Source organism: Bordetella bronchialis (genome assembly GCF_001676705.1).
Classification (GTDB): Bacteria; Pseudomonadota; Gammaproteobacteria; order Burkholderiales; family Burkholderiaceae_B; genus Bordetella_C; species Bordetella_C bronchialis.
In genome coordinates this window covers 5,634,306-5,657,157 of record NZ_CP016170.1, presented here as the reverse complement: position 1 = coordinate 5,657,157, position 22,852 = coordinate 5,634,306, and the positions used below count along the sequence as shown (strand labels likewise).

Annotated in this window: 22 protein-coding genes; 10 read left to right on the top strand and 12 right to left on the bottom strand. The window is 60.2% G+C overall.

The window, feature by feature from the left end; translation table 11 throughout:
• Positions 1–16: 16 nt before the first annotated feature.
• Complete coding sequence (locus BAU06_RS24875; RefSeq protein ID WP_066359749.1) at positions 17–898, bottom strand: DMT family transporter; 882 nt, start codon at positions 896–898, stop codon at positions 17–19.
• Between the two features lie 219 nt (positions 899–1,117).
• Positions 1,118–1,687 (bottom strand): SRPBCC family protein, encoded by a 570-nt coding sequence (locus BAU06_RS24870; RefSeq protein WP_066356992.1) that lies wholly within the window; start codon positions 1,685–1,687, stop codon positions 1,118–1,120.
• A 519-nt stretch (positions 1,688–2,206) separates the two neighbouring features.
• Between BAU06_RS24870 and BAU06_RS24865 the strand changes: the two genes are divergently transcribed.
• The 6 genes from BAU06_RS24865 (at position 2,207) to BAU06_RS24840 (ending at position 8,581) form a co-directional block, all read left to right on the top strand.
• Positions 2,207–3,310, top strand: coding sequence for an MraY family glycosyltransferase (locus BAU06_RS24865; RefSeq protein WP_066356990.1), 1,104 nt, complete (start codon positions 2,207–2,209; stop codon positions 3,308–3,310).
• Between the two features lie 77 nt (positions 3,311–3,387).
• Positions 3,388–4,299 carry a glycosyltransferase family 2 protein gene (locus tag BAU06_RS24860; protein WP_197509381.1) on the top strand — a complete coding sequence of 304 codons (912 nt, stop codon included), beginning with the start codon at positions 3,388–3,390 and terminating at the stop codon, positions 4,297–4,299.
• Between the two features lie 2 nt (positions 4,300–4,301).
• Entirely contained in the window at positions 4,302–5,372 is a 1,071-nt protein-coding gene (gene rfbB, locus BAU06_RS24855; RefSeq protein WP_066356987.1) for a dTDP-glucose 4,6-dehydratase, read from the top strand.
• A complete protein-coding gene (gene rfbD, locus BAU06_RS24850) occupies positions 5,369–6,268 on the top strand; it encodes a dTDP-4-dehydrorhamnose reductase (protein ID WP_066356985.1) in 900 nt (299 codons plus the stop codon). The genes rfbB and rfbD overlap by 4 nt, the downstream gene beginning before the upstream one ends.
• 8 nt (positions 6,269–6,276) lie before the next feature.
• Entirely contained in the window at positions 6,277–7,167 is an 891-nt protein-coding gene (gene rfbA, locus BAU06_RS24845; RefSeq protein WP_082988467.1) for a glucose-1-phosphate thymidylyltransferase RfbA, read from the top strand.
• A 64-nt stretch (positions 7,168–7,231) separates the two neighbouring features.
• Positions 7,232–8,581: a hypothetical protein gene (locus BAU06_RS24840; protein ID WP_066356980.1), complete on the top strand. Its 1,350-nt coding sequence runs from the start codon at positions 7,232–7,234 to the stop codon at positions 8,579–8,581.
• Here the strand turns inward: BAU06_RS24840 and BAU06_RS24835 are convergent.
• The 10 genes from BAU06_RS24835 to BAU06_RS24790 form a co-directional block, all read right to left on the bottom strand.
• The gene (locus BAU06_RS24835) at positions 8,559–9,533 is read right to left on the bottom strand and encodes a glycosyltransferase family 2 protein (RefSeq protein ID WP_066356979.1); all 975 of its coding nucleotides are present in this window, start codon (positions 9,531–9,533) and stop codon (positions 8,559–8,561) included. The two genes, BAU06_RS24840 and BAU06_RS24835, sit on opposite strands and share 23 nt — an antisense overlap.
• Complete coding sequence (locus BAU06_RS24830; protein ID WP_066356973.1) at positions 9,517–9,915, bottom strand: GtrA family protein; 399 nt, start codon at positions 9,913–9,915, stop codon at positions 9,517–9,519. Before BAU06_RS24830 ends, BAU06_RS24835 begins: the two co-directional genes overlap by 17 nt.
• Positions 9,912–10,832, bottom strand: a complete 921-nt coding sequence (locus tag BAU06_RS24825; protein ID WP_066356972.1) for a transketolase family protein — start codon at positions 10,830–10,832, stop codon at positions 9,912–9,914. Before BAU06_RS24825 ends, BAU06_RS24830 begins: the two co-directional genes overlap by 4 nt.
• Complete coding sequence (locus BAU06_RS24820) at positions 10,829–11,635, bottom strand: transketolase (protein ID WP_066356969.1); 807 nt, start codon at positions 11,633–11,635, stop codon at positions 10,829–10,831. The genes BAU06_RS24825 and BAU06_RS24820 overlap by 4 nt, the downstream gene beginning before the upstream one ends.
• A 15-nt stretch (positions 11,636–11,650) precedes the next feature.
• Positions 11,651–12,733, bottom strand: coding sequence for an NAD-dependent epimerase/dehydratase family protein (locus tag BAU06_RS24815; RefSeq protein WP_082988466.1), 1,083 nt, complete (start codon positions 12,731–12,733; stop codon positions 11,651–11,653).
• Positions 12,734–12,737: 4 nt separating this feature from the next.
• Entirely contained in the window at positions 12,738–14,054 is a 1,317-nt protein-coding gene (rfbH, locus tag BAU06_RS24810; RefSeq protein ID WP_066356968.1) for a lipopolysaccharide biosynthesis protein RfbH, read from the bottom strand.
• Entirely contained in the window at positions 14,051–15,154 is a 1,104-nt protein-coding gene (gene rfbG, locus BAU06_RS24805) for a CDP-glucose 4,6-dehydratase (RefSeq protein ID WP_066356967.1), read from the bottom strand. Before rfbG ends, rfbH begins: the two co-directional genes overlap by 4 nt.
• Positions 15,151–15,924, bottom strand: coding sequence for a glucose-1-phosphate cytidylyltransferase (gene rfbF, locus BAU06_RS24800; protein ID WP_066356964.1), 774 nt, complete (start codon positions 15,922–15,924; stop codon positions 15,151–15,153). The genes rfbG and rfbF overlap by 4 nt, the downstream gene beginning before the upstream one ends.
• Entirely contained in the window at positions 15,921–17,330 is a 1,410-nt protein-coding gene (locus tag BAU06_RS24795) for a hypothetical protein (protein WP_156770331.1), read from the bottom strand. The genes rfbF and BAU06_RS24795 overlap by 4 nt, the downstream gene beginning before the upstream one ends.
• A gap of 82 nt (positions 17,331–17,412) precedes the next feature.
• A complete protein-coding gene (locus tag BAU06_RS24790) occupies positions 17,413–17,955 on the bottom strand; it encodes an acyltransferase (protein ID WP_066356961.1) in 543 nt (180 codons plus the stop codon).
• 54 nt (positions 17,956–18,009) lie between these two features.
• Here BAU06_RS24790 and BAU06_RS26405 point away from each other — a divergent pair, with 54 nt between their 5' ends.
• The 4 genes from BAU06_RS26405 to BAU06_RS24770 all read left to right on the top strand — a co-directional run bounded on the left by BAU06_RS26405 (position 18,010) and on the right by BAU06_RS24770 (position 22,851).
• Positions 18,010–19,761, top strand: a complete 1,752-nt coding sequence (locus tag BAU06_RS26405; protein WP_082988465.1) for a glycosyltransferase family 61 protein — start codon at positions 18,010–18,012, stop codon at positions 19,759–19,761.
• A 252-nt stretch (positions 19,762–20,013) separates the two neighbouring features.
• Positions 20,014–20,568, top strand: coding sequence for a dTDP-4-dehydrorhamnose 3,5-epimerase (gene rfbC / locus BAU06_RS24780; protein ID WP_066356958.1), 555 nt, complete (start codon positions 20,014–20,016; stop codon positions 20,566–20,568).
• Entirely contained in the window at positions 20,555–21,598 is a 1,044-nt protein-coding gene (locus tag BAU06_RS24775) for a glycosyltransferase family 2 protein (RefSeq protein WP_231933959.1), read from the top strand. The genes rfbC and BAU06_RS24775 overlap by 14 nt, the downstream gene beginning before the upstream one ends.
• 2 nt (positions 21,599–21,600) lie before the next feature.
• Positions 21,601–22,851, top strand: a complete 1,251-nt coding sequence (locus BAU06_RS24770; protein WP_066356956.1) for a glycosyltransferase family 4 protein — start codon at positions 21,601–21,603, stop codon at positions 22,849–22,851.
• Position 22,852 lies beyond the last annotated feature (1 nt).

Genomic DNA, 22,852 nt, shown 5'->3' with positions numbered 1-22,852 from the left:
TCGGCCGGCCGATGCGTCAGGCGCGGGCCGTCTTCGGCCGCCCGACCAGGCCCAGCGAGAGCGCCGTCCCGACCAGGATGATGGCCGCGCCCAGCAACATCGTCCCGGTGATCTGTTCATCCAGCAGCAGCGTGCCCCACAGCACGCCGAAAACCGGCACCAGGAAGGTTACGCTGACCGCTGCGGTCGGGCCCACGCTGGCGATCAGGCGGAACATCATGACGTAGGCCATCGCGGTGCAGACCAGCGCGAGCGCGGCCGTCGCGCCCCATGCCGGCATGGACACAGGCTGCGTCGGCCACGTCCAGATGGCGGCGGGGAGCAGCAGCAAGGATGCGCTGATCATGCTGCCCGTCGCGCCGCTCAGCGCGTCCACGCCCGCCAGGTAGCGTTTGGTGCTATTGGCCGCGATGCCATAGCACAGGGGCGCCAGCAGCGCCGCCATCACGGCCATGCCCGTTCCGCCGTCGCCGAAGTCGAACTTGTCCCACACCAGCACGACGATGCCGGCGAAGCCGACGAACAGCCCCAGCACGCGCCCGGCCGGCAGCCGGTCGCCCAGCCAGAGCCAGCCGATGATCGCGCCCCACATTGGCGCCGCCGCGTTCGATACCGACAGGAAACCCGCGCCCAGGTCCCGCGCGGCGTAACCGTAGAGCAGGAAGGGCAAGGCCGCGTTGAAGGCGCCCACCCACAGCATCGGCTTCCAGTGGGGCAGCATCGCGCGCAGGCCGCCTCGCCACAGCATCACCAGCAGCAGCGCCAGCGCGGCCAGGCCGACGCGCAGCTCCATCAAGGGCGCCGGACCCAGTTCCGGCACCGCGATGCGCATGAACAAGAAGGAACCGCCCCAGACGGCGGCCAGTATCAACAGGTCGGTCAGATCTCGGCTGCGCATGATGGGTGCATGGATGCCAGAGGGCAGGAAATGCCCGGAAAGGCAAAGGAACGCCGGAAGGGCGAACGGATGCCGGAAGGGCAAGCAGCATACACCCGTTGCCCGGCGTCGCACCCTGTTTTTTGCGCGGGTTCTGCCGGCCGCGTTTGCGAATGAGCGGCCCCGGAAATGTTGCCGGGTCGAATCGCAAACGGCGGCCGGAGCCGCCTTAGCCAGCGATCAGGTGAAGAAGGTGTGATAGCCCACGAAGACCAGGATCAGCGCGGTCACCACCGCCCAGGACCAGCGCGAGTTCCGCAGGCCATGGGATTCCGGCGGCGGCGGGGGAGGGGGCGGCGCCAGTTGCGGTTGGGCGGCCATGTGGTCGATGAAGGCGGCGAAGAATTTCTGGACGATCTTCTCGCCGGCCTTCATGAGCGGCGCTTCGCCGACTTCCGCCAGTTTGCCGCCGGCCATCGCCGCCAGCGTGTACGAGAGCCGGGTCCCACCATCCTTGGGCGTCAGATTGACCTGCGCCGTGCCGATCGCCAGACCGGCGGCGTTGCCCTTGCCCTCGAAGACCAGCGTACAGCCGTGGGGCGGATTCACATCGGACAGCAGGACCTCGCCTTCATAGTCCGCGGCCAGCCCGGCGACCTTGGCCCGTACGGTAAACGCGTACTCGGTGGGCGATTTGCACTCCACGTCCACGCAGCCGGGGATGCACTTGCGCAGAACGGCGCACTGGGTCAATGCGTCCCAGGTCTGGTGCGGCGTCGAAGGAATCCATTGAGCATCGGAAATGCGCATGGCTGTCTCCTTTATTGGCCTTCTTTCGGACCATTTTGGACCTGATTACTGCGAAAGGCTACAGGGTGGAATACCGAGTCGGTACCGGTTTGCAACTGACGAAGGGCTGACATGCCGGGAAGCACTCTCGGCCCGCTCCTGCGGGTGCGTCCGGCGTCCCGGCGTCTTGATAGACGCGCCTTCGGCCTGGAAACCGCTCCGCCCGCGGCGGCGCCGCGCCTGGGACAGGGTCCGCTTGCGGATTTCCAGAAGTGTCAAATGTGACGGGATATATTGAATGGGACATTCCGGCTGGCCTGTCCGCGTCCGATTTGACGGCCGATTCAAATTTTGCATTGAATCAGTGACATACGGAAAGTACGCGCCCCGGAACCGTTGCACGAAAAGCAGTAAAATCCCTGCGCCATCAACGGGGTAACGATGAGCTGTGCCGGAATACTCTTCCGTTCGCACAGAAATGAATTCATGCAGCCGACCCTAGAAAACCGGAAAAAAGAGTCACAGGGTAGGTAATCCTCCATGCTTTACGTGTCCATCGCCTTTCTCGCGTCCGCCGCGTTCACGCTCCTGACGCTCAGGTTTGGACATTGGCATTTACGGTATACGGGCGATACCGACCTGACCGGGGTGCAGAAATACCATGTGCGGCCGGTGCCCCGGGTGGGTGGAATCGCCCTGGTCGTCGGAATGCTGGTCGTGGCGGGCGCCGCGGCGTGGCGCGAGCCGCAATTGGTCCAGCCGCTGCTGCTGCTCTTGCTCTGCGGGATGCCGGCCTTCCTGGGCGGACTGGCGGAAGACCTGACCAAGCGCGTCCGGGCCGTCGCGCGCCTGCTGCTCGCCATGCTGGCCGGTGCGCTGGCCTTCTGGCTATTGAGCGCGGCGGTGGTGCGCCTGGACATCGTCGGGGTGGACTGGCTGTTGCAGTTCTGGGCTGTCTCGCTGCTGTGCACCGCGATCGCCGTGGGCGGGGCGGCCAATGCCATCAATATCATCGACGGCTACAACGGCCTGGCGGCGGTGGTATCGATCATGATCCTGGCGGGCATGGCCTATGTGTCGTACTACCTGGGCGATCGCCTGCTGGTCGTGGCCTCGGTGGGAATGATCGGCGCAATCGGCGGTTTTCTGATCTGGAATTATCCGCGCGGCCTGATTTTCCTGGGCGACGGCGGGGCGTATTTCATCGGCTACATGATCGGCGAATTGTCGATATTGATGCTGTACCGGCACCCGAATGTATCGGCGTGGTTTCCTTTGCTGTTGTGTATTTATCCTGTGTTCGAAACCCTGTTTTCAATCTATCGCAAGCGCTGGCTGCGCGGCCGTTCGCCTGGCATGCCGGACGGGGTTCACCTGCACATGCTGGTTTATAAGCGGCTGGTGCGCTGGGCGATCGGTTCCACCGAGGCACGGCATAAAGTCCAGCGTAATGCGATGACATCGCCTTATCTATGGGTGCTGTCGTCGCTGGCGGTGATTCCCGCGGTGCTCTTCTGGCAGTACGAGTATGTGCTCATGGGCTTCGTGGCTTTGTTTTCCATTATTTATCTGACCCTGTACCGCACACTGGTACGGTTCGCGACCCTGCGGTGGCTGATGGTCAAGAAAGAGGCTGACGATTGATTGCCCCAGTTGAAGCAGTGTCGAGACACCAGGACTCAGCCGCCTCCACGGGCACGCCACCGGCGCAGGTTCCTCATGTGGCTATCCTGCTGTGCTCCTATAACGGGGAAAAATTCCTCCGAGAACAGCTCGATTCGATCGAGGCGCAGACATTTCCCAACTGGAAGGTATGGGTCTCCGACGATGGCTCACGCGACGGTACCCTGCAAATCCTCAACGAATATCGTCAGCGTTGGGGAGGTGACCGACTGGAGATAGTCCGTGGGCCTTCACGGGGATTCGCGGCGAATTTCCTTTCGGTAGCCTGTCGACACGAGATCCATGCCGACTATTTCTCCTATGCCGATCAAGACGATATTTGGGAAGCGGACAAACTGGAACGGGCCGTAACGTGCCTGGAGAAACTCGGGGTAGAGCTGCCCGCGCTCTATTGCTCCCGTACCCGCCTAATTGATGAAGCCGGCGCCGAGCTGGGCCTTTCACCTCTGTTTACACAGAAACCCGACTTCCGCAACGCTCTCGTGCAGAATGTCGGGGGCGGCAATACGATGGTGTTCAACGCGGCTGGCCGTCAGCTGCTGCTGGACGCTGGTCCGGACCTCGATGTGGTGGCGCATGACTGGTGGACATACGTCGCCATCAGTGCGGCGGGGGGGACCATCGTCTACGACCCCCAGCCCTCGCTCCTGTATAGGCAGCACGGCGGCAATCTCATCGGGTCCAATCAGGGCCTGGGAGCGAGGCTCGCGCGGGTGCGGCTGTTATTGAAGGGCCAGCTGCGCGAGTGGATCGACGCCAATGTAGCGGGACTCGGACGTATCCAGGGGCGGCTTCCCTACGCTCAGCTGCAGATCTTTCTCGAGTTCGATAGTTCCCGGCACGGCGGTATCATTCGGCGGCTTGCCGGCCTCCGGCGGTCTGGCGTCTACCGGCAAACCGTCGGCGGCAATATCGGCCTTATCGTGGCCTCTTTTTTCAAGAAACTATAGCTATGACGATTCTGGTAACAGGCGGGGCCGGCTTTATTGGCGGGAATTTCGTGTTGGACTGGCTGGCCCAGTCCGATGAGCCGCTCATCAACGTGGATAAGCTAACCTATGCCGGCAACCTGGAAACCCTGGCGTCGGTCGAGAGGCGGCCTGACTATACCTTCGTCAAGGCAGATATCGGCGACCGCGCTGTTATTGCCCAGTTGCTGCAAGAGCATAAAGTAAGGGCTGTGGTGAACTTCGCGGCCGAGTCGCATGTGGACCGATCAATAGACGGACCGGCCGAATTCATCCATACCAACGTACTTGGCACTTTCAATCTGCTCGAAAGCGTGCGAGGCTATTGGTCGGCGCTGGCCGAACCCGAAAAAGCAGCGTTCCGTTTCCTCCATGTATCGACTGACGAGGTATACGGCACGTTGGGCCCTGCCGACCCCCCGTTCAGCGAGGCCAACCCCTACGAGCCGAACAGTCCGTATTCCGCTAGCAAAGCGGCGTCCGATCATCTGGTGCGCGCATGGCACCACACCTACGGCCTGCCCGTACTGACAACCAATTGCAGCAATAACTACGGCCCATATCACTTCCCGGAAAAGCTCATTCCGCTAGTCATCCTGAATGCTCTGAACGGAAAGCCCCTGCCAATCTATGGCGACGGACAGCAGATCCGCGATTGGCTCTACGTCAAGGATCATTGTTCGGCCATCAGAACCGTCCTGGCGAAGGGGCGGCTGGGTGAAACCTACAACGTAGGTGGCTGGAACGAGAAACCCAATATCGAGGTCGTCAGGACAATCTGCTCCATACTCGACGAGTTGAAGCCGCGGGCGGACGGCCAGTCCTACGCCGAACTCATCACTTTTGTCAGGGACCGTCCCGGCCACGACAGGCGCTACGCGATCGACGCTCGCAAAATCGAGCGCGAGCTGGGTTGGAAGCCCCTCGAGACCTTCGAATCCGGGATACGTAAGACGGTCCAGTGGTATCTGTCCAATAGCGAATGGACGTCGAACGTGCAGAGCGGCGCCTATCAACAGTGGCTGGACAAAAACTACAGGGGCCGTGAACGGTGAAAATCCTGCTATTCGGGAAGAACGGGCAGGTCGGATGGGAGCTGCAGCGAGCGCTGGCGCCTGTAGGAGACGTTGTCGCGCTGGGGCGAGGCACTGAAGGCGGGTTCTGCGGCGATCTGGCTAATCCTGCCGGTATCGCCGCCACGGTAAACGCTGTCCGGCCCGATGTGATCGTCAACGCTGCAGCCTATACCGCGGTGGACAAGGCCGAAGCCGAGCCCGACGAGGCGCGACGTATTAATGCGGACGGTCCGGCTCTTCTTGCAAACGCCGCGGCCGCCGTCAATGCCTTGTTCGTTCACTACTCGACCGACTACGTGTTCGACGGCAGTGGCGCTAGTCCGTGGCGGGAGGACGACCGGACGAATCCACTTAGCGTCTATGGCCGTACGAAGCTGGAAGGAGAGCGGGCAATGCGCCAGGCTGGCTGTGCGTACCTTATATTTCGCACCAGCTGGGTATATGCGGCGCGGGGCAACAATTTCGCCAAGACGATGCTGCGTCTCGCGCAGGAGCGCGAAAGCTTGTCTGTGATCGATGACCAGATAGGCGCGCCCACGGGCGCGGACCTGATCGCGGACGTGACTGCCCATGCCATCGTGCGCGCGTTCCAGGAGCCAAATCTGAGCGGCGTCTATCACCTTGCCGCCGGAGGGGAAACGTCCTGGCATTCCTATGCCCGGTTCGTCCTTGAGCATGCGGCGCGCGCGGGAGTGCCCCTTAAGGCCAGCCCCGACAACATCACGCCTATCCCTTCTACCGCGTACAGTACGGCGGCGAAGCGTCCGTTGAATTCGCGGCTGCAGACATCGCTGCTGCGCCGCTCGTTCGCGCTGTCGCTGCCATCCTGGCAAGACGGCGTGTCCCGAATGCTTACTGAAATCCTCGGAAAATGACTTCTCCCATGCAACGTCAACGTAAGGGCATCATCCTGGCCGGCGGCTCCGGCACCCGCCTGTATCCGGTCACCAAGGCCGTATCGAAACAACTGCTGCCCATTTACGACAAGCCGATGATCTACTACCCGCTGGCGACGCTGATGCTTGCCGGGCTGCGCGATATCTTGATCATTTCCACCCCGCAGGACACGCCAAGGTTTGAGCAATTGTTGGGCGACGGCAGCGCGTGGGGCTTGAATCTGCGCTATGCGGTGCAACCCAGCCCGGATGGCCTCGCACAGGCCTTTATCATCGGCAAGGACTTCCTGGATGGTTCTCCGTCGGCATTGGTCCTGGGCGACAACATTTTCTATGGACACGATCTTCACGTCCAATTGGAGCGCGCCGATGCGCAGTCCTCCGGCGCCACGGTTTTCGCCTATCACGTGCAGGATCCCGAACGATACGGTGTCGTGTCGTTCGACTCGCAAGGGCGGGCTACCTCCCTGGAGGAGAAGCCCCTCCATCCCAAATCCAACTACGCGGTAACGGGCCTGTACTTCTACGACGAGCAGATTTGCGATATTGCCGCTGGCCTCAAACCATCGGCACGCGGCGAGCTGGAAATAACAGACGCCAATCGCGTATACCTCGATCGTGGCGAACTTACGGTGGAGATCATGGGGCGCGGTTATGCGTGGCTGGACACAGGCACGCACGAAAGCCTTATCGCGGCCAGCAATTTCATCGAAACTATCGAGCACCGCCAGGGCTTGAAGGTGGCCTGTCCGGAAGAAATCGCCTATCGCCAGTGTTTCATCGACGCGGCGCAGTTGGAAAAGCTGGCCGCCCCGCTGGCGAAAAATGGCTATGGACAGTATCTGCTCCGAATCTTGAAGGACGAGCTGCAGTCGTGAGCACGTGAAGGCGGGACACCGCACACACCGATACAATCGGCCTTTTGATTGCAAGGGTAAAGCGATGCGGATGGTACAGGGGCGGTTGCTGTTTGGGTTGGTGTCGTTTCTGATCCTGGTTGCGGTTGCCATGACGTCGCACGTCTACAAGACCCGCATCGATCCGTTCGCCAGCATTGAGCATTTCCTCGATGGAACGTCCGGCCTCAACGACCCGGCGACCTTCGCGTCCATGGCCATCGACTACTTTCGGCTGGGTCATATTGGCGAAGCAAACCGATTTGCCGCGACGCTGTGGCCCCCGGGCTTCGTGTTTCTGGAAGCCGGCATCCTGAAGCTGTTCGGATGGGATGCGCCATTGCCGTTCATCCTGCAGATACTGGCCTGCGCCCTGCTCGCCGTTACGCTGGCATGCCAGCGCGAACTATTCCGCCTCTACGTAAACGAGCGGGCCGCCGCCATTCTGCCGTTCGTCATTTTTGTGTTTCCTATCGCACGGGCTTTTCTGCTCGAGCCACTTGGCGTCGTGTATGGGGAGACGTACTCCGTTTCGCTATTTGTGCTGGCGTGCACCCTGGTCGTCTTGGCTTACCAAAACGGTAGTACCTGGATGGCCATCGCGGCAGGCGTCGCTCTGGGTGGAGCCGCTTATTTTCGTTCGCAATACGAACTGATCGTTCTCGCCATGACGGGCTGCGCTATTCCCGTTCTGCTCTGGGCCATGATGCGTGCCTTGCGCAGCCGGCAGGACGCGCAGCGCAGCGAATATCGCACGGTAGTGAAGGTCGTGCTCGGAGCCATTGTCGCGGCACATGTGGTCATGTTGCCGTGGCGACTGCACAATTACACGTTGGGCTTTGGCCCGACCTGGGTCCAGACTTCCCAGATCGTCATAAAAAACTCGCTCACTTCGGAGCGGGAACTGCGTTCGATTGGAGGTGCATTCGTCATTTCGGGTGGCGGGCACCTCGCCTGCAAGTTCGAACCATCGTATTGCGGTAAGTCCGACAAGAAACTTTTCTATCGGGCTTTCTTCCATCACCTTGGCGATTGGTACAAGGCAAAAATCTCGCTATTGCCAGTCTTCTGGTCCCCTTACTGGAATACCAGCAGCGCCGACGGCTTTGCCATACGCGAGATGGTGGCCGATACGATCTTCGTGATTTGCCTGTTGCTTATCGTCCCCTTGATGGTGGCCTCCAGGAGGGCGAAAGGCTGGTTGATGGTGGTGTGGCCCGCGGTGTCCTTCTATGGTGCCTTCTTCGTGATCTTTTCGCTTGTGCACTTCGAAACCAGGTACTTCTACCTGATCAAGTTATTCTCGTTTACGCTCGTCGTGATCCTGTGTTGCATGACAGTCAGGGTCCGCCGGCACCCCGGCGAGGCCTCGTTCATGGACTCGGGGACGCGTTAGGCGTCTTGTCGTTTTCATCCGGGTCGAAGTTCACACGCTCCAGTTCCACCACCAGGGGAAGCTTGCGCACCCTGGTGTATATGGCACCGATGTATTCCCCAAGGAGCCCGATGATCATCATCTGGATGGCGGCGAAGAAAAACATGCCTATCATGATTGGCGCGATGCCGAGCTGGAAATAATCCCAGAACAGCAGCTTCGCGATGAACGTCGCTATTGCCACCACAAGGCTCAGGATAGAGAGGCCAAAGCCGCCCATCGTGAGCAGACGCAGCGGCACCTTGGAATGGTTCGTGATGCCCAGCATCGCGATGTCATACAGGGTATAGAAGTTGTTCTTCGTGATGCCGCGCGTGCGCTTGGGCTGCTTGAATGGCACTGTGGCGATAGGAAAGCCGATCTCGCATACCAGCCCGCGGAAGTACGGATATGGATCGTCCAAGGTGCGCAGGATCTGTACGACCCTGGCATCGAACAGGCCGGCGCCGGTCGCATTGGGAACCAGCGGGACTTCCGAGATCCGGGTGATGAAACGGTAATACATCGAGCGCACGAAAAACATCGCGCGGGACTCTTCGCTTTGCGGCTTCGTGGCCAACGCGATCTTGTAGCCCTGCTCCCACTTTTCGATGAATTGCGGGATCATTTCCGGCGGATCTTGCAGGTCCGAGGAAATCAATACGCAGGCGTCACCCTTCGACTGCAGGATGCCGTAATAGGGTGAACGGATATGGCCGAAATTCCGCGCGTTCACAATCAGCTTTATGCGGCGGTCTTCCGCCGCCATCCGCCGGATGCGTTCCACCGTCGTGTCGGTCGAATGGTTGTCGATGAATATGTGCTCGTAGTCGTATGGCAGCTGCTTCATGACAGCCGATATTCGTTGCGCCAGCTCCTCGACATTCTCTTCTTCGTTATAGCAAGGCGTGACTATGCTAATCAGTTTTGTCATTGCGGAAGACGAATCGCTTATTGAGGTGGTATGAAATCGCCGCGGCGGGAAGCAGCATCATCGCCGCGCTGGCGTAGGGTCCCAGGCCTATCAATGATAAAGCCTTGACGCCCGATACGTTGACGCCGTAAACGACGCCGTAGACGCTGATGAATCGGAAGAGCAGCCGATTGTCGTTCGAGCGAAAGACGAGTTTGCCGATTGTCTTGAAGTTGAAGAGAATGCCCAGGACCGTTGCGACGAGATAGGCGATGGTGTAGTGGCAACCGAAGTACACCAGCAGTACATAGCAGCCATACCCGAAAGCGGTATTGAGCAGACCGACTGCGAGGAAACGAAAGAACTGGCGATGGGCCGTTGCCGAAGCAAGGACCGCCTTCACACCACCACGCCTTGTGAGGCGAATTTGCGGCGCAAGCCCTCAAGGTCGATTCCGTGTTCCTTCAAGAGGTATTGGTAGCTCCCGCAGCGTAGCGAGAACCCGCCTTCCGTACCCATCCGTAGCACGCGGGCCCGATTACCTTCCAGCTCGCCGACGATTTCGGCCACCAATCCCCCGAGCCCCGCAGCCGCGGCATGTTCCTCAAGTACGACGATGGTGCCGTACTCCCTGGCGATGTGCTGCACTTGGTTCCGGTCGAGCGGATGTATCGCCGGCGCACTCCAGATGCCGATGTCGTCGGCCGCGCCGCACAGCTGTTGTGCGGTGCGGACCATCGAGCCCGTGGCGATGACGGCGGTGCGTTTTACCCTGGGTTCCTGGCAAGCCACCAGTTCACCGATGGGTTGCCCGATGGGCCGGGTATGCACGTCGCCGAGATCGGCCTTGCCCATCCGGATGTACGAGGGGCCGGACGCCTGCAACGCATGGTCCATGACATACGTCATCTCGGCCGCGTCAGCCGGGGAGAAGATGTTGATGTCCCGGATGGCTCGCAGCGCGGCGATGTCCTCGGTCGATTGATGGCTGGCGCCCAGGGTGCTGTACACCACGCCCGCGCCGTCGCCGATGAATATTACCGGCAAGCCTTCGTAGCAGACGTCCAGCTTGATCTGTTCCAGTACTCGGACCGGCACGAAGGCGCTCAGTCCGTAGACAATGGGCCGGAACCCGGCCTTCGCCAGTCCAGCGGCGACCCCCACCATATTCTGTTCGGCCACCCCCGCATTGATGAATTGCGCGGGCGCCGCGCGGCGAAAATCGTCGAATAGTGCGTAGCCGTGGTCGCCCGTCAGCAGCAGCCTGCGCGGGTCTTTCTGAGCGGCGGCGACGATGGCGCGTGAAAATGCGGATCTCATTGCAGGCGCTCCAATTCCGCCATGGCGGCTTCGTACGAGTCAGCGGAAAGGCGCGTGTAGTGCCAGATGTTCTGATGCTCCATGAACGATACGCCCTTACCCTTGACGGTCTTGGCGACGATGGCCTTGGGCCTGCCATTGCGTTGGTCCTTGAATGTCCGCAGCGCCGTGTCGAGCGCCGCTTCGTCGTGTCCATCCAGCGAAACCGTGTCCAGCCCGAATGCGGTCATCTTGGCCGCGAGGTCCTGCAGGTCCATCACCTCTTCCGTGCGGCCCATCGCCTGATAGCCGTTCTGGTCCACAATGACGACAAGGTTGTCCAGCTTGTGATGGGCCGCGAACAGCAGCGCTTCCCATATCGTCCCTTCGTTCGCTTCGCCGTCGCCCACGATCGCATAGCACCGCTGGTCGGTACCCTTGAGCTTCGCGGCCAAGGCAAGCCCGACGCCAACCGAAAGGCCGTGGCCCAGCGAGCCGGAAGTGACTTCGCATCCCGGCAAATGTGCATCGGACAGTCCCTTGAGTCGGGTGCCGTCACCAAAATAGTGGGCCAGGTCTTCGGCCTCGAGCCAGCCGAGCTGGTGCAGGCAGGCATATTGCGCCATGACGCCGTGCCCTTTGCTGAGCACCAGATAGTCACGCTCCGGACTTTCAGGGTCATTGCCGGGGTACTTCAGATGGTTCCTGTACAGTACGGCGCAGATCTCGATAATGGAGAACGCGCAGGCGATGTGTACGGTCGAGCCCGCGTAGGCCATGCGGAGAACACATTGGCGCAGCGTCTCAGGTTTCAAATCCGGCATGATGCGGTCCTGTATTTAATGGCTGAGGCGATCGCTTTGCAGGCGCGCCCACGCGATCGAGTGCTTGAGTGCGTTGTCCAGGTCGGTGTACTGCTGCAGGCCGAGCGTGGTGGTCGCCCGGGCGACATCCGGCACATACCGCTGACTGCCGGCAAGACTTTCCGCGCCGCATTCTTCGACATCTAGGCGCGGCTCGCCGTAGGCCAGCATGGAAAGCTGGCGCGCCATATCGAGAATCGTCACAGCCGATTGCGAGCCGACATTATAGGTCCCGCGGGCTTGGTCGCGGGTAAGCAAGGCGATCAGCCATAGCGCGAGGTCGGCGCCATAAAGGTACGACCGCACGCCTGTCCCGCCTTTGACCTTGATAGGCCGCTGTCGCACGATATCGCTCAGGAAATTCGACATCGCGAAATGCCCGTCCAGCGGAATATAGGGGCCTGTCAACGCGAAGATGCGCGCGCTTATCCACGTGATACTTCGCTGCGAGCAGAGCGTCGAGACCATCCATTCGCTGGCGCGCTTTGCTTGCGCATAAGCCGACGCAGGCCGGTCCAGCGGTGGCGCTCCCGTGTATGACTCGGGAATGTAGGGAATGGTGGCGGGTTGCGGTCCGTAAACCGCTCCGGAGCTCAGATAAAGGAAGCGCGAGGCGCTTGAGCGTGACGCCAATTCGACCGCTTGTCGGGTGCCATTGACGATCGCTTCGTACATGTCGAGCGGATTCGTACTGGGGCTGCCGACGTCCGCCGCGGCATGGATCACCCTATCGTAAGCGCCACGCACCGCCGTCAGATCCGACACGTCGCCCCGGATAAGGCAGATGGCAGGGTCCTCGGCCAGGTGCGGTGCTTTGTCCCGGAACCTGGAAGGCGTTCGCGTCAGTAGGTCGATCGCCATATCCAATTGAAATTGGCGGTTGCCCCATAGCAAACCCTCCAGCAGCCAGCATCCGACGAAACCGGTCCCGCCAGTGACGAACAGACGCTTGCCGCGCAACCGTTCCCAATCAACGCTCGAGAAGCCGCGTGCGAAGATCTCCGCGCCGCCGGCAGTTAATTGCCGCAGTGTTGGTGAACCGAGCCCGCCGCTTCCCATGGGATTAATCGAAGTTAAGGCCGAAGAATGCCTCTATCTTGTCGCATACGAACTCGAGCATCTCCTGCGTCAATCCCGGAAACACGCCGATCCACAGCGTGTCGTTCATGATGATGTCCGTATTGGTCAAATCGCCCGCGACGCGGAAATTACGGCCCACCATGTAGGGCTGGCGCGTGAGGTTGCCCGCGAACAACAGTCGCGTGCCGATCTTGTATTGATCCAGATAGGTCACGAAGTCCACGCGGTCCACGTTGGCTTCGGAGCGCAGCGTGATGGGGAAGCCGAACCATGACGGGTCGGAATTCTTCGTGGCCTCAGGCAGAATCAGGAATTCCTCGCAGCTCTTCAGGCGCTCTTTCAGGAATTTGAAGTTGCGACGACGTGCGGCAATCAAGTCATCCGCACGGTCCAATTGAGCCAGTCCGCAGGCGGCCTGCATATCGGTGATCTTCAGGTTGTAGCCTAGATGGCTGTAGGTGTACTTGTGGTCGTAACCTTGTGGCAGGTTGCCCAGCTTCCAACAGAAACGCTTACCGCAGGTATTGTCCTTGCCGGGAGCGCAATAGCAATCGCGACCCCAGTCTCGGAACGATTCGGCTATGAGCTTGAGCTCTGCGTTATTGGTGAAAACCGCTCCGCCTTCACCCATCGTGATGTGATGGGCGGGATAGAAACTGAGCGTGCCGATATCGCCGAAGGTCCCTACAAGGCGGCCATCATAGGTGGATCCCAGGGCATCACAACAGTCTTCGATGAGCCAAAGTCCGTGCTTGCGCGCCAGCGCGGTCACCACTTCGAGGTTGTACGGATTCCCCAGGGTATGCGCCAGCATGATGGCTTTGGTTTTTCCGGTAATCGCGGCTTCAATGCGTTGGGGGTCGATGTTGTAGGTGGGGATATCGACATCGACGAATACCGGAACCGCGCCGAACTGGAGTATGGGATTGACGGTCGTCGGGAATCCCGCGGCGACGCCGATGACCTCGTCACCGGGCCGGATCGCCCGCTCTCCCAGCCGCGGGGACGTAAGCGTCGAAAAGGCGATGAGATTGGCCGAAGAGCCTGAGTTCACCGTAATGAGATGGTTGACGCCCAGGAAGCGCGCCAGGCGTTTCTCGAATTCATCATTGAAACGCCCGGTCGTCAGCCATGCGTCCAGCGAGGCCTCGACCATCAATTGCATTTCGGCCGTGCCCACCACCTTGCCCGATGCCGGGATGGGGGTGCTGCCGCCAACGAAGGGGACAGGGGCACCGGCGAGCGCGCCGTATTGAGCGACCAGCGCCGATATCTGTTGGCGAAGTTCCTGTTGGTTCACGAAATATCCTTGCTATGTTGAGTCGTGTCGTGGTCGGCGTCGTAGCGTTCGATTTGCGCCAGCGTGACGGCTCGCATGTCATGGCCCGCTCGCCATTCTCGATGCCAATCAACGATGCGGGTGAGTGCGGTGTCCAATGTCCAGCGGGGATGCCAATGGAGCCTGGTCTTCGCCTTCGCGCAATCGAGCTTCAGATAAGTCGCCTCATGGGGATGATTCGCCGTATCGCGCGTCCAGCTGGCCCCCGACCCCCACTTCCGTACCATGGCATCGGCAATCCAGGAAACCGGCCGTGCATCCGACTCATCGGGACCGAAATTCCAGGCCTCGCCGAATTCCGGGCCGCGCTCGAACAGCCGTTGTGCCAGAAGCAGATAGCCGCTGATGGGTTCGAGGACGTGTTGCCAGGGCCTTATGGATGCTGGATAGCGAATCTGTACGGGCTGGCCGCTATCGATGGCGCGCAATATGTCCGGAACCAGTCTGTCGCTAGCCCAGTCGCCCCCGCCAATGACGTTGCCCGCGCGCGCGGATGCGACGGCCACGCCGTGCTTGTCGTGGGCATGGGGGGCGAAGAAAGAATTGCGATACGCCGCCGTAATCAATTCCGCACAGCCTTTGCTGCTGCTGTACGGATCGTGGCCGCCCATGGGTTCGTTCTCGCGGTAGCCCCACACCCATTCCCGGTTCTCGTAGCATTTGTCGCTCGTGACATTGACGAACGCCCTCACGCTTGGCGTGTTGCGCACCGCTTCCAGCACATGCACCAGTCCCATTACGTTGGTGGCATAGGTTCCAACCGGATCCGCATACGACTGGCGCACCAGCGCCTGGGCTGCCATATGGATAACGATGTCAGGAGATGCCCGCTGCATCGTGGCGCTTACGTGGGCTGCGTCCGCGATATCGCCGATGACGGATTGCATTCCGTCGGCAACGTGCGCCACTTCGAACAGGCTAGGACGGGTGGCGGGCTCCAGCGCGAACCCGGTGACGATGGCGCCCGCGCGTTGCAGGCACAGGCTGGCCCAGCTTCCCTTGAACCCGGTGTGGCCGGTAAGGAAGACCCGTTTCCCTTTCCAGAATGCCGCGTCTATCATGGCCAGGTCTTCCAGGGGGCCTTATTTTCGGTCCATAGTGTTTCCAGCATGTTCCTGTCGCGGAGCGTGTCCATGGGCTGCCAGAAACCTTCGTGAAAGTAGGCCCGGAGTTGCCCGTCGGCGGCGATCCGTTCGAGCGGCTCGCGTTCCCAGATGGTAGCGTCGTCGGAAATAAGATCGATGACCTTGGGGGATAGCACGAAGAAGCCGCCATTGATCCACCCGCCGTCCCCCTGCGGCTTCTCCTTGAAGCCGGTGATGGCGTTGCCGTCCAGGCTCAATGCCCCGAAGCGTCCGGGCGGCTGTACCGCGGTCAATGTCGCGAGCTTGCCATGCTCGCGGTGATATGCGACAAGGTTGCCGATGTCGACGTCGCTCAGGCCATCTCCGTAGGTAAAGCAAAAGGCGTCTTGGTCGGCAAGAAACGACCGTACTCGTTTCAGCCGCCCCCCGGTTTGCGTGCTCTCTCCCGTATCCACCAACGTGACACGCCAGGGTTCGCCCTGCCGGCGATGGACCTCCATCGTGTTGTGCTCGATGTCGAGCGTCACGTCCGACGTGTGGAGGAAGTAGTTGGCGAAGTATTCCTTGATGATATAGCCCTTATAGCCACAGCACACGACGAAGTCGCGGATTCCATGTTCGGAATACCCCTTCATGATGTGCCACAGGATCGGTTTACCTCCGATCTCTACCATGGGCTTCGGCTTTACCGTTGTCTCTTCGCTCAGTCGCGTGCCGAGGCCGCCGGCAAGAATTACCGCTTTCATTTTGTTTCATCCAGGCTGGGGGCCGCGTTCAATGAGATCCGCCGCACGGCCGAACGCGACATTTTACACGCCACTGCCAGAAGGACCACGAACGTGACAGTGGAAAAGAATTTTATTAGATAGAAATACCGGGCCTCGAACTGAACAAAGGTCACTATACAGAAAAAGCAGGCATAAAACGCAGATTGCAGCCAGTACATTGCCGGCGCGCCATTCCAGCGGCGTATAAACACCAGCAGTGGTACTGTCAGCGCCAATATAAGCAGATTGATTCCGCTGTATATGATGTCCACCGTGGTGTTGGGATAAATTAGCCGCCCCAGGTTCTCCGGCGATGAGAACCAGTAGCGCCCAATAAGCTGCGCCTTGGCGTGATACCACGGGATAATGTTCTTGAAGAACGCTTTGTAGAAAAGCGACGGCTCGGTCTTGCCGCAATATTCCGGTTCAAAACGGCAGGCGAGGTCGCCTCCACCCTCCATAACGAACCATGCGTTCATCTTGGTCAGCTCTTCCTGCGTGGCCAGGGCATTTCGGATGACCAATTGCTGGGTGTGTACCCAGCTTGTGCTGCCGCTATCCAGGTAGTTGTGGACCCGCCACGGTGCCATTAATACGTGGGCAGCGATCAAAGAGACTGCCATTGCCTTTATTGCTGAATTCTTCCCTGGAGCATGGGCCCGGCCGTCCTGCGCGGATCTCCTTGTGCGGAGCCAATACCATATTCCGAAAGGAATGGCGGCCGCTGTCAGAAAAGAGATCAGCAGCTCGTACTGGGAACGAAAGTAGGCCGACGCGGCCAGCAACGCACCAGCCCATACCGCCTTTCTCAGCCTATAGTTCTGGCTGCACGACAACAGCAGGACCGCACCCATGACGAAGAAGGCGATTGCGAAACCCTCACCAAGGACGAGGCCCGCTGGTTCCAGGAGAAAGACCCGGGCAAAGGGAAAAGCGAACGGTATCAGCGGAAGTGCAAATGCGGCGAAGCTGTTCGTGAACTGCAGCAATAAACGTCGCGTCAGCACCAGCATCGCCGTGTAGGCGAGGCAGGCGAATACCAGCAGCACCCCGATAAAGGGTATGGAATCGCCGCCCAGCCGCAGGATCCATCCTTCTAGAAGCATAAAACCCGGCGGCCACAGGCGCACCACCCACATATTTCCGGGAGCCACCCAACCCGTGTTGGCGATATCGCGTGCCGCGATAAGGAACGAGCCGGGGTCGGTAACGCGATCGAATTCCTTCAGCGCTTGCGGAAAATCCGCTAAGCGTGTCAGAAGTGCTGGCTGCAAAGCGATATCGCGCACGAGGACACCGATCGCCAGCATCAGGGCAAAATAAAGCAGCGCCGGAAGTACTTCACTGCTCAATAGCGCCGGTCGGGCGCAGCGGTTCTCGGTCACGTCCTGGCTACCATATGCTGATCGTCACGGGAATGGAACGCGCTTTGCGCGCCGGTGTGTTCCCGGGTAATACTGAGGGAATTCAGGCCGGGGGTGCCGATCCTGTCGCGTCGGGGGTATGCATCTCCCCGCTCTCCGCATGGCCGAGGGCAAGGCGACGACGAATCGTCGCGGGGTTGCCGGCAACCAACGTATGTTCGGGTACGTCCCGAGTTACAACAGCGCCCGCGGCGACCATGGCGCCGCAGCCGATTGTTATGCCGGGAGTGAGGATGGCACCCGCACCGAGGGACGCCCCGCGCTTCACGATGGTGTGTAGAAACTGCTCGGGGTACACCTTGGAGCGTGGATATTTGTCATTAGTGAACCGTACGCCCGGCCCTACGAAAACGTCGTCCTCGAGTCGTACGCCATCCCAAAGGTATACGCCGGATTTGATCGTCACGTTGTTGCCAACTATGACATCATTTTCGATGAAACAGTGCGCGGAAACGTTACAATTCTCGCCTATCTGCGCTCCGGCTAGCACTACATTGAACTGCCAGATCGTCGTGCGAGCCCCGATTTTCGTGGATTGTACGTCAGCGAGCGGGTGTACGTAGAAGGACGTCGGATCGGCTGGCATGTGGGCAATGGCTGAGTACGTTTCCCCGCAGGGAAGTGAAAAGAGAGAGGTGGCATGAGCTCAGTGAGGCGCCGACTCGGCGGATTTTATTTTAACGGCCAGTATTATCTCGATCGTTATCCCGACGTCCGCTCGGCGGGGGTAGATGCTCTTGCCCATTATATTGAATATGGCAGGAAAGAGGGGCGCTATCCGAACCGTGTGGCAGAGCACGCCGCGAGTCTGCGCCGCCGTTTTGTCGCCGCTATTCTAGCAACATTCTTTCTGAACAAGACGTACTACCTGCGTACATACCCGGACGTCGCCCACAGCGGGTTGGACCCTCGCGTACATTTCCGGCGATACGGGTACGACGAAGGCCGCCAGTGGCGCAACCCGGGGCGGCGGTGGGCTCGATATGCATCCACGCGGCAGCTGTGGAACGCCGCGCGCCTTAGTCGTGAGACCAATGAAGAGCAACTGGCGTATGAGCGAACCGTCGTATTCGGCGCGGCAGCCCGTGGCGCCCGTTTGTGGCTGGTCATGTGGGCCTACGGATGCGAGAGGGCGCGCACCAAGTTCGGGCGCCGGGTCCTTGGCGGGATATACCGGGTAACGCCCCCACAGCATTTGAACCATCGCGACTGCCAACTGCGTCATATCTCGCCGCCACGGCCTATGAGCTTTCCTGAACCGCGCATTTCGGCGAGCAGGGAAACGCCAGTCGTGCGCACGGTGACCGTACCGGCCCAGTGGATATGTACGGCCAAGGACGCGCTGGTCATTGGCGGGTTCCAGGTGCTGCTCGGGAAGGACTTCTTGCTTTATGAGCCCGCCGCCGATCCTAACGCGGGATTCGTGGCGGGGATCTGGCAATATGTCGCCGGTGTTCGGGGCACGCGAAACCAGGTGGTGGTGAAGTTCGACTATGAGGAAAGGCAGAGCGTTGGAGAAGCAATATTATTGAGCGGCCGGTGCAGCCCGAATTATTACCACTGGCTGATCGAGTATCTCGGGAAGGCGAGGCTGATAGCGGGTGCGCCGGATCTGCAGGGCGTTCCCCTGATCGTGGACGCCGACATGCCGGCCGCGGAATTCGAATCCCTGGCGCTGGTACTGCCGGGGTGGCCGCTAATCCGCGTATCGCGGACGACTTTGTTGCAAGTGGGCAAGCTGCATATTCCGTCGGTGGGGACCCATCTTCCCGACAACCTGAAGGACGCCGGATGGAAGGGGGGAGCCCTGTGCTTCGGAATGCTTGGATTCCTGCGCGAGCGGGTGTTCTCTGCGCTCGGTATTTCCGAGGCGGACCCCTATCCCCGACGAATCGTATTCCTGGTGCGTCCATGGGGCCGCAATATCACCAACGCCGCGCAGGTGGAAGAGGTCGCAAGGCAGTTCGGCGCCGAGATCGTTGACCCTTCAGTCCTATCCTTCGCTGACCAGGTCCGCCTGTTCCACGATTCGGAGTTGGTGATAGGAGCGATGGGCGCCAGTTTTACCAATCTTATATTCTGCCGGCCTGGGACGCGGGCGCTGGCCCTTTCTTCCCCCTACACGCAGAATTTCTGCGTTCACAGCAATTTGGCTTTGTTTGCCGGTGTGCATTATTCGATTATTGTCGGCGAGCATCCGCAATATCGGGATGGCGACGAAAAGACCAACCGCGACGTCAACCTGTATCTGGACAGTTATAGCGTCGCTCCCGAAAAGCTCGGATGCGCCTTGGCGGCGTGGCGGGCGGAGTCGACTTTAGAGGTGCGCTTGCCCGACTCTCCGGGCGGGCGCGGCAGGGGCGCTTTGCCGCATGACCGTATAAGTATGTAACTTTCATCGCGGCTTGTAAGGCGGTGGCCCGCCCGGCTTCCCCCTGCGGGGGTGGGGTACAATCCCCTACCCCCAGGCGCTCCCCCGGAGCCGCGCAATGCTGCCCGTTGAAGCCTGTCGATATCCTGTCCCCCTAGCGACACCCATGTATCGACCCCGTTGGGACGACCCGTTTGCGTGCTTCGCGGGCCGGCTCCGGCGGAATTTCAAGGCGCCTTGTGTTCTTCGAATCGCCAGAGAGGTGGCACCGCAATGAACGTCATCCCCACGTCAATTCCGGACGTACTGATTATCGAGCCGAAGGTGTTCGGTGATTCGCGGGGTTTTTTCTACGAAAGCTTCAATCAGGCGGCCTTTGAGAAAGCGACTGGTACGCATGCGACGTTCGTGCAGGATAACCATTCACGGTCGAGCAAGGGGGTGCTGCGCGGTCTGCATTATCAGATCCAGCAGGCGCAAGGCAAACTCGTACGCGCAACCTCGGGCACCGTTTTCGACGTTGCCGTGGACATCCGGCGTGGCTCCCCTACGTTCGGTAAATGGGTGGGCGTGGAGCTATCCGAGGAGAATCGGCGACAGCTATGGATCCCTCCGGGTTTCGCGCATGGGTTCTGCGTAACAAGCGACAGCGCGGATTTCCTTTATAAAACGACCGATTATTACGCGCCCCAGCACGAGCGCTGCATAGCCTGGGACGATCCATATCTCGCCATTGATTGGCCGAAGGGCATCGAACCCCGCCTTTCCCAGAAAGATGCGAACGGCACTTCATGGTCCGACGCAGAGTTCTTCGATGCCGGACTGTGACGCGCCCCTTCCCATCGAAGGGGTGGAGCGGCGGCAGCAGATGAAGGTCTCGGTAGTTATCCCGACGAAGAACCCGGGCCTCATCTTCCGTTCAGTGCTACCGGCGGTCCTCGCACAGAAGACGTCGTTCCCGTTCGACGTGCTGGTGGTGGACTCGGGTTCGACCGACGGTACGGTGGAATACGTCAACGCGTGCACGAATCATCGATTGCGGCTGCATCGCATACCGCCGACTGCCTTCGGCCATGGCCGCACGCGGAATCTCGCCGTCTCGATGACCGATGGCGAGTACGTCGCGATGATCACCCATGATGCTTTGCCGGAGAATGAACACTGGTTGACCCGGCTGGTGGAAGTCGCCGACAGCGATCCCGCCATTGCCGGGGTCTTCGGGCGTCATATTGCGTATCCGGAAGCCGATCCATACACCAAACGGGATCTGGCCCGCCATTTCCAGAACTTCGCCCATGAGCCTATCGTCCATTTGGCGGACGTCGCCAGGTTCAAGGCCGACGCGGGCTATCGCCAGTATTTGCATTTTTTCTCGGACAATAATGCGTTGATCCGACGCAGCGTTTGGGCCAGCTTGCCCTATCCAGATGTGGATTTCGCCGAAGACCAGCTATGGGCCCAACGGGTCATTGAGGCGGGCTGGAAAAAAGCCTATGCGCATGATGCATGCGTTTTCCATTCCCACGACTTTCACGCCATGGAGCTCTTGAGGCGTAGCTTCGACGAGTCGCACGCGCTGTACCGCCTGTTCGGTTATGTCTTGGTGCCCTCGCTCAAACACCTGATCGGCACGTGGCTGAGATGCAGTTGGGCGGACCTTCGCTACGGCTGGCGATGTAATGTATGGAAGCAAGATATCAGAGCGATTCTCGTCCGCCCTGTCGATAATCTGCTGCGATCCTGCGGGCACTTTCTCGGGTCGCGGCCCCATCGTATCTCGCCCAAGATGCGTCTTTGGCTGTCCAGAGACAAGCGCCTGATGGGGGCGCTGAATCAATCGGATCGCACAGAGGGGTGACGATGAGCTACCAAGTTTGGGTAGGCCGCGCGAAGCGCGCGCTACGTTTTCGCAAGGAGCATGGCTTCCTCGAATTGACGCGCCGCGCGGCTCTCGTGGCGTTGAATCCCAATGTACTGAAGAAGATCCCGGTGGCGGAGTCGCTGGAATTCACCCGCCTGCGGCCGTTTGGCGCCCCGGTAACCGTCAGTGACGTTGACGCGAACACGATCAACTGGTTCATTCCGCGCCCGGGGCGAGGATCCGGCGGGCACTTGAATATATTCCGCTTCATTCGGAACCTTGAGGAACTGGGGTTTGAATGCAGGATCATTTCGTCGACCGCCAATCTGGCGTCTATCGATGCCGCCCAGATGGAAAAGGATATCGCTGAATGGTTTTTTCCGCTTCGGGCGAAAGTCTACATCGGTGCGGAGAGCGCTCCGCCAGCCGCAATTTCGGTCGCCACGGGCTGGCATACCGCATACGACGTCCGGAATTTCCGGTCTACATTGCACAAGTGTTATTTCGTGCAGGATTTCGAGCCGTTTTTTTATGCTGCCGGTACGGAGTATGCTTTGGCGGAAGAAACCTACAGGTTCGGGTTCATCGGGCTTACTGCAGGGAACTGGTTGGCCGACAAACTGCGCGCGGAATATGGCATGGAAACGCACCCGGTGGGTTTCTCCTATGATCGGGAATTCTACAAGCCCCAGCCATCGCGACCCAGGTCCGGGAAGGCGGTCTTCTTCTACGCGCGGCCATTGACGCCCCGACGCGGCTTCGAGCTCGGTGTGGCCGTCCTCGCTGAAGTCGTCCGCCGCATTCCCGATGTCTCCGTCATCATGGCTGGAGGCCGGCTTAGCGGCTTCGAGATCCCCTTTGCCTACGAAGACGTGGGCATTGTCGACCTGGATAAGCTGGCCGAGCTGTACGGGCGCTGCGATGTGAGCTTGGTGCTATCGTTTTCCAATCTTTCCCTGCTGCCGCTGGAGCTCATGGCGTGCGGCGTACCCGTCGTGAGCAATCGCGCTCCCTGCACGGAGTGGCTGCTGAATGACAGTAATTGCCGCCTGGAGGGACCGTCGATCGATGCGCTGGCAAGCGCGATTTGTGACGTGTTGGAAAATCCTGCGGAGGCGGAGCGCCTGCGCCTGGCCGGCCTGGAGACCGCACACGGAACGGATTGGGCCGTGGAAGGGCGGCGGATGGCGGCCGTGTTCAGCGCCCTGACCCAGGATACGGGGCGCAAGTTGCCCGGTGCCCAGGCGTAAG

What these genes read in the sequence shown, in the direction of transcription:
- BAU06_RS24875 (WP_066359749.1), bottom strand. Translation starts at nt 898, where the DNA reads ATGCGCAGCCGAGATCTGACCGACCTGTTGATACTGGCCGCCGTCTGG.
- BAU06_RS24870 (WP_066356992.1), bottom strand. Translation starts at nt 1,687, where the DNA reads ATGCGCATTTCCGATGCTCAATGGATTCCTTCGACGCCGCACCAGACC.
- BAU06_RS24865 (WP_066356990.1), top strand. Translation starts at nt 2,207, where the DNA reads ATGCTTTACGTGTCCATCGCCTTTCTCGCGTCCGCCGCGTTCACGCTC.
- rfbB (WP_066356987.1), top strand. Translation starts at nt 4,302, where the DNA reads ATGACGATTCTGGTAACAGGCGGGGCCGGCTTTATTGGCGGGAATTTC.
- rfbA (WP_082988467.1), top strand. Translation starts at nt 6,277, where the DNA reads ATGCAACGTCAACGTAAGGGCATCATCCTGGCCGGCGGCTCCGGCACC.
- BAU06_RS24840 (WP_066356980.1), top strand. Translation starts at nt 7,232, where the DNA reads ATGCGGATGGTACAGGGGCGGTTGCTGTTTGGGTTGGTGTCGTTTCTG.
- BAU06_RS24835 (WP_066356979.1), bottom strand. Translation starts at nt 9,533, where the DNA reads ATGACAAAACTGATTAGCATAGTCACGCCTTGCTATAACGAAGAAGAG.
- BAU06_RS24825 (WP_066356972.1), bottom strand. Translation starts at nt 10,832, where the DNA reads ATGAGATCCGCATTTTCACGCGCCATCGTCGCCGCCGCTCAGAAAGAC.
- BAU06_RS24820 (WP_066356969.1), bottom strand. Translation starts at nt 11,635, where the DNA reads ATGCCGGATTTGAAACCTGAGACGCTGCGCCAATGTGTTCTCCGCATG.
- BAU06_RS24815 (WP_082988466.1), bottom strand. Translation starts at nt 12,733, where the DNA reads ATGGGAAGCGGCGGGCTCGGTTCACCAACACTGCGGCAATTAACTGCC.
- rfbG (WP_066356967.1), bottom strand. Translation starts at nt 15,154, where the DNA reads ATGATAGACGCGGCATTCTGGAAAGGGAAACGGGTCTTCCTTACCGGC.
- rfbF (WP_066356964.1), bottom strand. Translation starts at nt 15,924, where the DNA reads ATGAAAGCGGTAATTCTTGCCGGCGGCCTCGGCACGCGACTGAGCGAA.
- BAU06_RS24790 (WP_066356961.1), bottom strand. Translation starts at nt 17,955, where the DNA reads ATGCCAGCCGATCCGACGTCCTTCTACGTACACCCGCTCGCTGACGTA.
- BAU06_RS26405 (WP_082988465.1), top strand. Translation starts at nt 18,010, where the DNA reads ATGAGCTCAGTGAGGCGCCGACTCGGCGGATTTTATTTTAACGGCCAG.
- rfbC (WP_066356958.1), top strand. Translation starts at nt 20,014, where the DNA reads ATGAACGTCATCCCCACGTCAATTCCGGACGTACTGATTATCGAGCCG.
- BAU06_RS24775 (WP_231933959.1), top strand. Translation starts at nt 20,555, where the DNA reads ATGCCGGACTGTGACGCGCCCCTTCCCATCGAAGGGGTGGAGCGGCGG.
- BAU06_RS24770 (WP_066356956.1), top strand. Translation starts at nt 21,601, where the DNA reads ATGAGCTACCAAGTTTGGGTAGGCCGCGCGAAGCGCGCGCTACGTTTT.